A 12,273-nucleotide genomic window follows, 5' to 3' on the forward strand; every position below is an offset into this window, starting at 1 on the left:
ACCGGGTTTGCATCCTTGCGGATAATATGTCTTCAACATATTGGGTTGCCCCATTCGGAAATCTGCGGATCACATCGTATGTGCCAATCCCCGCAGCTTATCGCAGCTTATCACGTCCTTCATCGCCTCTGAGAGCCTAGGCATCCCCCATACGCCCTTAATTTGCTTATGGTATTCATGTCTCTTCGGCAACGATACCAAAGAGACGCCTTGCTCTTAATTATTTACTATTATATAACAAATACATTTTTACAAATGTACCTATCTGTTTCTCGTTTAATCTTTTCAATATGTCAATGAACGTTTAAGTGATGAAATCACTATAGTGGAGAATATCGGAGTCGAACCGATGACCTCCTGCGTGCAAGGCAGGCGCTCTAGCCAGCTGAGCTAATCCCCCATTTGAAACTCTGAATTAATGAATTCGGAATTACGAATTTAGAATTCTCTCACCTCTAGAATTTCCTTTAATAAATCATGTAATGAACCGCTTGCGATTTTTGCTTTCGCGAAAGCATAATACTAATACTCGTAAAAGTAGTCTCGGGCAGACTCGAACTGCCGACCTCTACATTATCAGTGTAGCGCTCTAACCAGCTGAGCTACGAGACTTGATGGTACATCCATACCGATCTCAAGCCTTCCGACTATATATAAATAAGATTGACAACTATAAAAACATAAATAAACACGCCAACTAAATGGATCCCATATCGAACTAAGGTCTCCCTTGCTTTGGTTCCATTATTTCAGGAACTCCAGAAAGGAGGTGTTCCAGCCGCACCTTCCGGTACGGCTACCTTGTTACGACTTAGCCCCAGTTACCGGTTTTACCCTAGGCAGCTCCTTGCGGTCACCGACTTCAGGTACCCCCAGCTTCCATGGCTTGACGGGCGGTGTGTACAAGGCCCGGGAACGTATTCACCGCATCATGGCTGATATGCGATTACTAGCGATTCCAGCTTCACGTAGTCGAGTTGCAGACTACGATCCGAACTGTGATAGGGTTTATAGATTCGCTCCCTCTCACGAGGTGGCTGCTCTCTGTCCCTACCATTGTAGCACGTGTGTGGCCCAGGACGTAAGGGCCGTGATGATTTGACGTCATCCCCACCTTCCTCACGGTTTGCACCGGCAGTCTCACTAGAGTCCCCGGCATTATCCGCTGGCAACTAGCAATAGGGGTTGCGCTCGTTATAGGACTTAACCTGACACCTCACGGCACGAGCTGACGACAACCATGCAGCACCTTGCAAACTGTCCGAAGAAAAGCCTGTTTCCAAGCCTGTCAGTCTGCATTTAAGCCCTGGTAAGGTTCCTCGCGTATCATCGAATTAAACCACATGCTCCACCGCTTGTGCGGGCCCCCGTCAATTCCTTTGAGTTTCATTCTTGCGAACGTACTCCCCAGGTGGGTTACTTATCACTTTCGCTTGGCCACCCAGTACTCAATCGTACCGGACAGCTAGTAACCATCGTTTACGGCGTGGACTACCAGGGTATCTAATCCTGTTCGCTACCCACGCTTTCGTCCCTCAGCGTCAATATATTGTTAGTGACCTGCCTTCGCAATCGGTATTCTATGTAATATCTAAGCATTTCACCGCTACACTACATATTCTAGCCACTTCACAATAATTCAAGACATCCAGTATCAATGGCAGTGCCGGAGTTGAGCCCCTGCATTTCACCACTGACTTAGATGCCCGCCTACGGACCCTTTAAACCCAATGATTCCGGATAACGCTTGCACCCTCCGTATTACCGCGGCTGCTGGCACGGAGTTAGCCGGTGCTTATTCTTACGGTACCGTCAACTATCCACACGTGGATAGATTTCTTCCCGTACAAAAGCAGTTTACAACCCATAGGGCCGTCTTCCTGCACGCGGCATGGCTGGATCAGGCTCCCGCCCATTGTCCAATATTCCTCACTGCTGCCTCCCGTAGGAGTCTGGTCCGTGTCTCAGTACCAGTGTGGGGGATCTCCCTCTCAGGACCCCTACCTATCGTAGCCATGGTGAGCCGTTACCTCGCCATCTAGCTAATAGGACGCATACTCATCCATTACCGTAACCTTTAACCATTATGCCATGCGACATTATGGTACCATGAGGTCTTAATCCAAATTTCTTCGGGCTATCCCTCAGTAATGGGCAGATTGTATACGCGTTACGCACCCGTGCGCCGGTCGTCAGCAAGTAGCAAGCTACCCCTGTTACCCCTCGACTTGCATGTGTTAGGCCTGCCGCTAGCGTTCATCCTGAGCCAGGATCAAACTCTTCATCGTAGAATCTCTTAAAAAAGATCTCTTGTTGGGAGACCTCGTCCAAAACGAGAACCACTCAATTGGCGTACATGTTTATTTACATCTTAATTATAATCTTACCAGAAAAACAATAAAATTGCTTTCCTAAATCTTTGTGCTGTCAATCAATATCTCAATGAACTACTCCAAAATTAATGACCGGAATCAAACCATATACCCTCAAGGCTATTCGTATGATATTCCAACCCTTTTGAAGAACTTTCGCCCTACTTCAGAACCAACGTCCCTTGCAAAGCGGGTGCAAATATACACAGCCTTTTTCTTTCCAACCAAACTTTTTTACAAATAAAATTGAAAAAAATTACACCACCCTATCAAACCCTTGAAAACCAAACACAAACAAGATGAAAAAAATTGAAAATCTATTGAAAGATGAATCAAAAATTCATTGGGACCTCGATAAATAAAATTCGTGCGCTATGTTTTGTGCTGTATTTAAATCCATTTACGTTGCTTATACCGATAGCATCTCTTTTACCCAAGCTGTTTTCGGCGATGACAGCATCTCCTGATATCACCATAGTATAAACCCCATTTTCTTCTGATTTGAGTTGATAGGTAAATGCTCCTGATTGATTGTCGATATCCGTTATATATAGATATGCATCCTGATGTATCCATGTACCTGCATCATCAGGAGATGGTGATACCAACTGTTGCAACCTATTCTTGCTCTCACCGTCTTTAAGAACTACCTCATCATAACGAGGCTCAACATTCTTAGCGTTTGGAAAAATCCAAATCTGAAATAATTTTAACTCTTCAGTATCGCTAGCATTATACTCAGAATGTGTGACACCTGTACCTGCACTCATAACTTGTACCTCGCCGGTCTTAATCTGAGCAACGTTGCCCATGCTATCCTTGTGTTCTAAAGTACCTGATAATGGAATCGTAATGATTTCCATGTTATCATGAGGATGAGTTGGAAAGCCCGCTCCTGGAGCTATGCGATCGTCGTTGAGAACCCTTAGTGCGCCAAATTGTATGCGCTCTGGATTGAACCAGCTTGCAAAGCTGAAGCTATGATTGGCTTCTAACCATCCATGATTTGCATGCCCTCTAGTGTTCGCTTTGTGAATTATTGTTTTCATAGAATTAAATATAATTGTGTAATATCTATTGCTTGGAAACTTCTCTGTGCTTTACCTGATAAGGATGTCGTGAGTAAGCTTTCGCGAAAGCGTAACCCTGAGCATACCTCATTCTATAAACCAATATTGCCGCAAATCCGCAAACCGCACACACTGCCACCGTCGCTAATAAAGGTATCAAATCATCTACAAGCAATTCTGCCATGAGCCAACTTGCAGCCGAGCCAAATATCATGCTCACAGAACCAACAAGTGCACTTGCACTACCAGCTTGCAGATTAAATGGCTGCAGACTAAGCGCCGTCACATTTGGATTTTGAAAACCAATAAAGAACAACATGATAAACAATCCTGGATACACGACCCAAAAATGAGCCTCGAAGAATATAGAGTAACCGAGGATTCCTGTGGTCAAAATAGCCATCAAAGCGCCAATGGCATATGTGATCTGAAAAGTAGTGTACCTGCGCAGGAACAGTCGATTGATCTGACTGCCTAATATGAGACCTGCCGCATTACCGCCAAATATGTAACCAAACATATCTTCTTCCATTCCATAAAATTCTATGAAAATGAAAGGAGCACTAGCAACATATGCAAGCAACGCTCCTATAGCAAAACCTCTAGCAGTCGAGAACAAAAAGAAGTCCTTATTCCTATAAATACTGGCATATTCTTTAAATACTTTGGTGGGTTTCAAACTAGTATCGGGATCAGGTTGTGCGCTTTCGGGTAAAATGTAAAATACACTTACTAACATAATCGTGGCAAACGCCGCCAGCGAATAAAACACAACTTCCCAGTGAAATGAATTGATCAACCAACTACCAACGGTAGGAGCAATAATCGGTGCTACACCCATGATTAGCATTAATGTGCTCAACACATCTGCGACTTTATCTTTATCAAAATAGTCTCTTACAACAGCCTTACTGGCTACCATTCCCGCACAACCGCCTAAAGCCATGAAAAATCTGAAAAAGGCGAGCGAATTCAAATCCCAGGCCAATCCGCAAAGAACACTGGTAACGATATAGAGTGTAAGTCCAGCGATCAATGGTCTGCGCCTACCGTATCTATCCATGAGCGGCCCATAGGCGAGCTGCCCTAAACCAATACCGATAAAATAGGTTGTTAGTGTTATCCCTATCGCGCTGGTGTCAACCTTAAAATCACTTGCTATTTGCTTGAAAGCTGGCAAGTAGGTATCTATTGAAAAAGGACCAATGGCAATCAAGGTCCCTAACAACAGTATAATCACATTTTTCCTGCCTTTGCTGACTTCTTTTTCTACTTTTATCTTCTGCACGTTGCAAAATTAATTCTACTACACTTTCTGGGCTTGGGAGTTCACAAAGGTTTACGATATTATAATTACCTACTCACTACCTTTACCGCTTTAATCAACCACTATGAAACACTTTTGCATACTCATTTTAGCCATAGCAATAATCTCCTGCAAAAACGAGAAAGAAACTGAAACCTCAACAGAATCTGAAAAGGAGACAAGCCTGGCACAGCAAATAGCCAATGATTCTGGCATTGACCAATGGAACGAGGTCAAGCAGATCAATTTTACTTTCAATGTAGATCGACAAGGCAATCAGGTGGCAAGTAGGGCTTGGCAATGGAATCCACAATCAGATGAAGTTACCTTGATGGCCAAAAACGATACTATTTCTTACAAAAGAACTGCCATTGACAGCACTGCGATCAATACAGACCGAGCATTTGTCAACGACGTCTATTGGCTTTTACCACAGTTCAAACTGGTATGGGATCAAGGAACCGAAATCAGCAATTTTGAAACGAAAAAAGGTACTGGCATCACTTTACAGTACACAGGAAATGGCGGTTATACACCAGGCGATCGTTATGACATGATCATAGCAGATAAAGAAATCCAAGAATGGAGTTATTACCCAGCTGGCAGTACTGAGCCTGCAATGACGACGAGCTTTGAGGATTACCAAAATTACAATGGCATCAAGATCGCAACAGACCATAAGACTCCTGATGGCGCTACCAGAATCTATTTCACAGACGTTTCCGTCACAAAATAATCCTTATGCAATTTGATTCATTAAAAGAGACTGCTATTGCGCTGGATAAGGCAGATGATTTGTCCCGCTTTCGCAAAAGCTTTACCATACCCAAGCATACTGACAATACAGAAAGTGTTTATTTATGCGGCAACTCATTAGGATTGAGGCCAAACAAGGCAGTCACTTATGTCAATGAAGAATTAGAAGACTGGGCGCGACTAGGTGTCAAAGGTCATTTTGATAAAGAATTTGCCTGGACCAGATATCATGAGTTCCTGACAGAATCGATGGCTACCATCGTTGGTGCAAAGCATGAAGAGGTAGTGGTGATGAATACACTCACGCCCAATCTTCATTTTATGATGGTGAGCTTTTATCAACCAGAAGGCAAGAGACGTAAGATTGTCATGGAAGCAGATGCTTTCCCTAGTGATACCTATGCCGTGGCTTCCCAAATTAAATTTCACGGTGGCAATCCCGATGAAGATATTATAAGATGGCAACCTAGGCCTGGAGAGAATACCTTAAATATTGAAGATCTACAGCAGATCTTATCGCAACACGGCGATGAAATAGCACTGATCATGATAGGTGCCGTCAATTATTACACAGGACAGTATTTTGACCTGAAAAAAATTACAGAGATAGGCCATTCACATGGCTGCATGGTAGGATTTGATTGCGCGCATGCGGCTGGTAATGTTCCGCTTAATTTGCACGATACGGGTGCAGATTTTGCCGTATGGTGTACCTATAAATATTTAAACTCTGGACCTGGTAGTATCGCAGGATGTTTTGTACACGAGCGTCATGCGCACAATGAGCGACTTCCTCGTTTTGCAGGTTGGTGGGGCCACGATAAGGAAGAACGCTTTTTGATGAAAGATCAGTTCAAACCTATTCCTGGTGCCGAGGGCTGGCAACAGTCCAACGCTCCTATACTATCCATGGCACCAATAAGAGCAAGTCTTGAATTATTCATGGAAGCTGGGTTTGAAAACCTGCGAGCAAAATCAGAGCATCTTACTTCATACTTAGAATATTTACTGAATGATTTGCCGGGCGATCGCATCAAGATCATCACACCTAGCACGGTAAAAGATCGAGGTTGCCAGTTATCACTGGCTGTTAAAAATGCGGATAAATCCCTATTCGAGCGCATCAGCGATAAAGGCGTGATCGCAGACTGGCGTGAGCCAGATGTGATCAGAGTCGCGCCTGCACCTATCTACAATTCTTACATGGATTGTTGGAATTTTACCCAGATTCTCAAATCATCCCTGTAAATCCTGTTGTATGAAAATTGATAATCAGGATACTTCCATTCTCATTACTGGTGCTGGTTTGTGCGGTGCTCTACTAGGATTGCGACTGGCACAGCGCGGTTATGATGTAAACATTTTAGAAAAAAGACCAGACATGCGTTCCAAGGTAGTGGACGCAGGTCGATCTATAAATCTAGCTCTATCAGATCGTGGTCTGCGAGCGTTGGAATTGGTAGGTTTAGGCGATAAAGTCAAGGAGTTTTGCATACCTATGTATGCTCGCATGATCCACCCAAAAGGTGGTGCATCTTTCTCTTCAAATTACAGCGGTCGCGAGGATGATTTTATCAATTCCATCTCGCGTGAAGACCTCAACAAGCTATTGTTAGATAAGGCCGATGAGTTTGAAAAAGTACAGATCGATTTTAGGAAAGAGATAACCTCTGTTGACTTGAGACAAGGTAGTGTTGATTACAAAGACCTCAAGACCAACCAGCTCAATCATTGGAATCCAGATATTTTACTAGGAACTGATGGAGCTGGATCAAGAGTGCGCGCTGCGATGGCCAGGCAAAGAGATTTTTTCTTCTCTTACACTACAGACTGGTTGCCACACGCCTATAAAGAATTGCGCATGCCACCAGCAGATGATGGCAGCTATCGCATAGAAAAAAATGCCCTACACATCTGGCCGCGCGGTGGTTTTATGCTCATCGCCCTGCCTAATCTGGATGGCAGCTTTACCATGACCTTGTTCATGCAACGCAAGGATGCCAAAATCAGTTTTGAAAACATCGCTACAGCTGATCAGGTGACTCACTTTTTCAAAGAAGAGTTTCCTGATGTTTATGACCACATCCCAGATTTGCTGGAGCAGTATGCAGAAAATCCAGTGCCACCGCTGGGTACCGTAAAATGCTCGCCATGGACGGCACACGGCAAGACGCTCATGATGGGCGACGCCTGCCACGCCATCGTTCCTTTTTACGGTCAGGGCATGAATGCTGGTTTTGAAGACGTTTCTGTTTTTGACCAGATTTTGGACGAATCAGATTCTTGGGCAACTGCCATGGAGCGATTCTCGGTAGAGCGCAAACCAGACACAGATGCTATTGCAGATCTCGCCCTGGATAATTTTATCGAGATGAGAGACAGCGTTTCACATCCCGATTTCCAGATGAAACGTGCTATTGAGATGAAGTTGGAGTCCGCTTTCGCGAAAGCAAAATACGCATCAAAATACTCACTGGTAACATTCCCACCAAAAGGTACGGACTATGAGGAAGCCATGATCAAAGGCCGAGCACAAGATAAAGCTATTATTTGGCTCATAAATAACGCCAATTTACATGTGGACATGCCCGCCGAAGAATTACTAGAAGCCATCAACAAAAAAACCGAAGAGGTTATCTGGCATAGGAGTTAAAATCACTTCAATTATTTGAAACATCGTTAAAAAAACACTCGCTAATAGATGGAAGTTCAGTGCTTGGTAATGACGACATAAATTTTCACTTATTTATTTGATCTAATGAACGAGAAAAAGCAAAGAAAATTGAATAAGTGGCAGAATCATTTAGATATAACCACAGAGTTTATTGACTATTCCCAGAAGCGGATGGACATTTTGATTATTAGCCTTGGTTCGGGAACTTTATATGTGATATTCGAAACTCTTAAAGGATTAAAAGAAATAGAAACTAATTCTGAAAGTATCGAATTCCCAAACATATTATTGAGCTCGGGAATATTTATAGGTCTGAGTATTATTTCCAATTTTATTTCTCAATACACTTCTTTAATCGCGAACAAAAACGAAAAGATCTATGTAGAATGTACAATCTGTGAAATTGAAGACGGATGTTTAGATCAAGATGATGTCAATAGACAAAAAATCGCGGATAAAAAATCAAAGGCTTATAATAAAGCCACTACAATTTTTAACCTTGCTTCAATTATAACGTTATGTGTAGGAATAGCTCTTTTGGGAGTTTTTTACTTCCTTACTTTTTAGGTCTGCCATTAGTGTTGAAACCTTTTTGCCTTTCTGCACCAATATCTTTAGCAGGTACTTTATTAATTTCGCTTCCTAAACCAACGTGCGATTTTCGGCTTGGTGGTATCGAATTTCCTCCTTTTACAATTGTGGTGTCAACTTTTTTAGGAATTGAGGCGTTTGGCCTTTTGCTATTCCCTTTTTGATTTTCTTTATCACTCATAACCTTTTGTTTTCTACAAAGTTAATTAGGAAATTCTTTATTTAATTTCAAAATAAGTTTGAATATTACGAATGTTTTTTACTTACTAAATTAATTGTCAATAACATCTTCTTTCATCTACTTTTTTAAAAGAATTTATTTTAATCAGCATCCATCATTAAAGCAAAAATGCTCAATTGTACGTCTAATTTTGAATATGGAAAGTAATAACCCAAACATTCTCATCATCGGCGGTGGCGCGGCAGGATTCTTTACCGCAATCAATCTTGCTGAGCAGCGTCCAGATCTGTCCATCACGATTTTGGAACGTGGGAAAGATGTATTACAAAAGGTGCGTATTTCTGGCGGTGGCCGTTGCAATGTAACGCATGCAGAATTTGATCCGCGACCGCTGACGACCAATTATCCGCGTGGTGAGAAAGAATTACTAGGACCATTCCATAAATTCATGACAGGCGACACCATTGCCTGGTTTGCAGATCGTGGCGTGGAACTCAAGATTGAAGACGATGGTCGTATGTTTCCAACAACCGATTCCTCACAAACCATCATCGATTGTTTTCTAGGTCTTGCGGATCGATTGAATATCAAAGTCCTGACCAGTCAGAATGTGATCGCGATCAAAAAGGAAGAATCGTGGAACATTGCTACCAAAACTTCAGAATTTACCTGCGATCAACTTGTTGTTACCGCAGGCAGCAGTCCCAAAATCTGGGAAATGATGAAATCTCTGGATCATACCATTGTTGATGCCGTGCCATCTTTATTCACATTTAATCTTGCCGATAAAGCCATCACAGACCTCGCAGGCATTGCCCTTGAAGCTAGAGTAGAAATACCCAGTCTCAAATTAGAATCCCAAGGACCTTTGCTCATCACGCATTGGGGTTTTTCTGGACCTGCCATTTTGAAAATGAGCGCTTGGGGCGCTGTTCAATTGCATGGATCGCAATATAAATTTGACGTGGTAATCAATTGGCTCAATTATCTGAGTTATGAGGATTGTTATGAACTCCTGCTAAAACAACGCGAACAAAGCAAAAAACAACTGAGCAATGACAAGCCGTTTGACTTGCCTAAGCGGCTTTGGTCATATCTCATTGAAAGTCTCGACCTCAGCGATAAAACTTGGGCAGATTGCTCTAATGCCAAACTGCAACAACTTGCCAAAACGCTCACGGCGAGCGTCTTTAAAATTGACGGCAAGAGTACGTTTAAAGAAGAATTCGTTACCGCTGGCGGCATCGATTTGAAAGAAGTAGATTTTAGAACTTTTGGTTCTAAAAAGCAGGACAACCTTTACTTTGCTGGAGAAATTCTTAATATAGATGCCATCACTGGCGGCTTCAATTTCCAAAACGCCTGGACAGGTGGCTGGACTGTAGCGCAAGCAATTGCGATAAAATGATCGGACTTCAGCCATCCTTAAACTTTTAGTTCATGTTTAGAAATCAATTCCAACTACTGTTACTTTTTTCATTACCAAAAAAGTAACCAAAAAGGCTAGGCTGTGGCACACCTATCTAAAAATATCGCTCTCTTCACTAAAGAAAATTAAAACGCTTTCGGTAGGTCAAAGATCACAACCCTAAAAAGTATTGAGCTAGTAACTTTATTAGAAATGGCCGACGAATTTTCTTCTTTACGTTACGGTCGCTTCATTTTTCATGACAGACTTGCCAATGCCGTTTCTAACTCGTATCAAGTTTTACAACTCATGAGTTGAAAATGCCTTAATCTTAAGCCTATTTTATCACTAGGAATTAAGCCAATCATTACCTTTATAGGCTAAAAACCAATCAAGTGAACAAGAAAACCATGCTTATGATCCTCGATGGTTGGGGAATCACGCAGGATCCTAAAGTGAGTGCCATCGCACAGGCAAACACTCCATATATAGATAGCCTTTACGAGAAATATCCTAACGCCACGCTGCGCACTGATGGTGAGCATGTAGGCTTGCCAGATGGGCAAATGGGTAACAGTGAGGTTGGTCACATGAACCTGGGAGCTGGACGTATTGTTTACCAGGATCTCGCCAAGATCAACAAAGCCATTAAGGAAGACACGCTTGAAAATGAGCAGGCAGTGGTTGACGCATTTGCTTTCGCGAAAGCAAAAAACAGAAAAGTACATTTTGCAGGATTACTATCTGATGGTGGTGTCCATGCACACATAGATCACCTGAAAGCTTTGCTGGATGCTGCCTTAAACTACGGCCTGGAAGATTTATACGTACATGCTTTTACCGATGGTCGTGATGTCGATCCCAAATCTGGAGCAGGCTTTTTAAAAGAATTAGAAGATCATATAGCAGGAACGCCAGCACAAATAGCCAGCGTGATAGGTCGTTATTACGCCATGGATCGTGACCAGCGTTGGGAACGTGTGGCAAAGGCTTACCAATTACTCAAGCAAGGAATGGGCGCGCCGTCACATGATGTAGTGGCCAGCGTTGAGCAATCTTATAAAAATGATATTACTGACGAGTTCATCGATCCCATCGTTGCGATGAATGGTCAGGAACCAGTCGCTACAGTTGAAGACGGCGATGTGCTCATATTTTTCAATTACCGTACAGATCGCGGTCGTGAGTTGACTGACATGCTATGCCAGCGTGATTTTCATGAGCAAAATTGCCACAAGCTGGACTTGTATTACGTCACGATGACTAAGTATGATGACAACTTCAAGAACATACATGTCATTTTTGAAAAGCCTAATCTCAAAAACACACTAGGCGAAGTCTTATCCGCAGCTGGCAAAAAACAAATACGTATCGCCGAAACAGAGAAATATCCACATGTGACATTTTTCTTTAATGGTGGTCAGGAAATAGCTTTTGCCGGTGAACAGCGTATCATGTGTAATTCGCCCAAGGTAGCTACCTATGATCTGCAACCAGAAATGTCTATCGACTGTGTGACTAGCAAGATTGTTCCTGAAATCAATAATCAATCAGCAGATTTTATTTGCTTGAATTTTGCCAATCCAGACATGGTAGGCCATACAGGAAGTATGGAAGCAGCAGTCGCAGCCTGCGAGGCGGTAGATAAAGCTGCGGCTCAAGTAATAGATGCAGCTGTGGCAAATGATTATACCGTTTTGGTCATTGCAGATCACGGTAACTGTGAGGTCATGCTCAATGAAGACGGCAGCGTTAATACGGCACACACGACAAATCCAGTACCACTCATTTTAGTAGATAAGGATTTGAAAGAAATTAAATCAGGTGTTCTGGGCGACATCGCTCCTACCATTTTAAAATTAATAGGTGTCGAGCAACCTCCAGAAATGACTCAAGAATCATTAATATAATTATC

At 42.6% G+C, this 12,273-nt stretch carries 9 protein-coding genes, 2 tRNA genes and 2 rRNA genes (1 of these 13 running past the window's edge); 6 read left to right on the forward strand and 7 right to left on the reverse strand.

Annotated elements, in window-relative coordinates:
• The 6 genes from EJ995_RS00325 to EJ995_RS00350 form a co-directional block, all read right to left on the reverse strand.
• A 23S ribosomal RNA gene (locus tag EJ995_RS00325) occupies positions 1–172 on the reverse strand; it reaches 2,647 nt to the left of the window's first position.
• 154 nt (positions 173–326) lie between these two features.
• Positions 327–400: transfer RNA gene (locus EJ995_RS00330), tRNA-Ala, on the reverse strand.
• Between the two features lie 138 nt (positions 401–538).
• Positions 539–612: transfer RNA gene (locus tag EJ995_RS00335), tRNA-Ile, on the reverse strand.
• Positions 613–762: 150 nt separating this feature from the next.
• A 16S ribosomal RNA gene (locus tag EJ995_RS00340) occupies positions 763–2,288 on the reverse strand.
• Together the 16S and 23S rRNA genes with 2 tRNA genes alongside form the textbook arrangement of a ribosomal RNA operon.
• A gap of 416 nt (positions 2,289–2,704) precedes the next feature.
• Positions 2,705–3,421 carry a pirin family protein gene (locus tag EJ995_RS00345; protein WP_126444502.1) on the reverse strand — a complete coding sequence of 239 codons (717 nt, stop codon included), beginning with the start codon at positions 3,419–3,421 and terminating at the stop codon, positions 2,705–2,707.
• A 25-nt stretch (positions 3,422–3,446) separates the two neighbouring features.
• Positions 3,447–4,730 carry a multidrug effflux MFS transporter gene (locus EJ995_RS00350; RefSeq protein ID WP_126444504.1) on the reverse strand — a complete coding sequence of 428 codons (1,284 nt, stop codon included), beginning with the start codon at positions 4,728–4,730 and terminating at the stop codon, positions 3,447–3,449.
• 103 nt (positions 4,731–4,833) lie between these two features.
• Between EJ995_RS00350 and EJ995_RS00355 the strand changes: the two genes are divergently transcribed.
• The 4 genes from EJ995_RS00355 to EJ995_RS00370 all read left to right on the forward strand — a co-directional run bounded on the left by EJ995_RS00355 (position 4,834) and on the right by EJ995_RS00370 (position 8,745).
• Positions 4,834–5,484: a hypothetical protein gene (locus EJ995_RS00355; RefSeq protein ID WP_126444506.1), complete on the forward strand. Its 651-nt coding sequence runs from the start codon at positions 4,834–4,836 to the stop codon at positions 5,482–5,484.
• Between the two features lie 5 nt (positions 5,485–5,489).
• On the forward strand, positions 5,490–6,752 hold the full coding sequence (kynU, locus tag EJ995_RS00360; protein ID WP_126444508.1) for a kynureninase: 1,263 nt from the start codon (positions 5,490–5,492) through the stop codon (positions 6,750–6,752).
• A 10-nt stretch (positions 6,753–6,762) separates the two neighbouring features.
• The gene (locus tag EJ995_RS00365) at positions 6,763–8,157 is read left to right on the forward strand and encodes an FAD-dependent oxidoreductase (protein WP_126444510.1); all 1,395 of its coding nucleotides are present in this window, start codon (positions 6,763–6,765) and stop codon (positions 8,155–8,157) included.
• 105 nt (positions 8,158–8,262) lie between these two features.
• Positions 8,263–8,745, forward strand: a complete 483-nt coding sequence (locus EJ995_RS00370) for a hypothetical protein (protein ID WP_126444512.1) — start codon at positions 8,263–8,265, stop codon at positions 8,743–8,745.
• On the opposite strand, the gene EJ995_RS00375 is transcribed toward EJ995_RS00370, so the two are convergent.
• The gene (locus EJ995_RS00375) at positions 8,735–8,950 is read right to left on the reverse strand and encodes a hypothetical protein (RefSeq protein ID WP_126444514.1); all 216 of its coding nucleotides are present in this window, start codon (positions 8,948–8,950) and stop codon (positions 8,735–8,737) included. The genes EJ995_RS00370 and EJ995_RS00375 overlap by 11 nt on opposite strands.
• A 196-nt stretch (positions 8,951–9,146) precedes the next feature.
• Between EJ995_RS00375 and EJ995_RS00380 the strand changes: the two genes are divergently transcribed.
• Together EJ995_RS00380 and gpmI are read left to right on the forward strand one after the other, a co-directional pair.
• Positions 9,147–10,358 (forward strand): BaiN/RdsA family NAD(P)/FAD-dependent oxidoreductase, encoded by a 1,212-nt coding sequence (locus EJ995_RS00380; RefSeq protein ID WP_126444516.1) that lies wholly within the window; start codon positions 9,147–9,149, stop codon positions 10,356–10,358.
• Between the two features lie 395 nt (positions 10,359–10,753).
• On the forward strand, positions 10,754–12,268 hold the full coding sequence (gene gpmI / locus EJ995_RS00385; protein WP_126444518.1) for a 2,3-bisphosphoglycerate-independent phosphoglycerate mutase: 1,515 nt from the start codon (positions 10,754–10,756) through the stop codon (positions 12,266–12,268).
• The last annotated feature ends 5 nt before the right edge of the window (positions 12,269–12,273 follow it).

The sequence above is a fragment of the Nonlabens ponticola genome, from assembly GCF_003966335.1.
Classification (GTDB): domain Bacteria; phylum Bacteroidota; class Bacteroidia; order Flavobacteriales; family Flavobacteriaceae; genus Nonlabens; species Nonlabens ponticola.

Excerpts from the sequence above, each read along its gene's own strand:
- EJ995_RS00345 (WP_126444502.1), bottom strand. The coding sequence starts at position 3,421 with ATGAAAACAATAATTCACAAAGCGAACACTAGAGGGCATGCAAATCAT.
- EJ995_RS00375 (WP_126444514.1), bottom strand. The coding sequence starts at position 8,950 with ATGAGTGATAAAGAAAATCAAAAAGGGAATAGCAAAAGGCCAAACGCC.
- EJ995_RS00365 (WP_126444510.1), top strand. The coding sequence starts at position 6,763 with ATGAAAATTGATAATCAGGATACTTCCATTCTCATTACTGGTGCTGGT.
- EJ995_RS00355 (WP_126444506.1), top strand. The coding sequence starts at position 4,834 with ATGAAACACTTTTGCATACTCATTTTAGCCATAGCAATAATCTCCTGC.
- EJ995_RS00380 (WP_126444516.1), top strand. The coding sequence starts at position 9,147 with ATGGAAAGTAATAACCCAAACATTCTCATCATCGGCGGTGGCGCGGCA.
- EJ995_RS00370 (WP_126444512.1), top strand. The coding sequence starts at position 8,263 with ATGAACGAGAAAAAGCAAAGAAAATTGAATAAGTGGCAGAATCATTTA.
- kynU (WP_126444508.1), top strand. The coding sequence starts at position 5,490 with ATGCAATTTGATTCATTAAAAGAGACTGCTATTGCGCTGGATAAGGCA.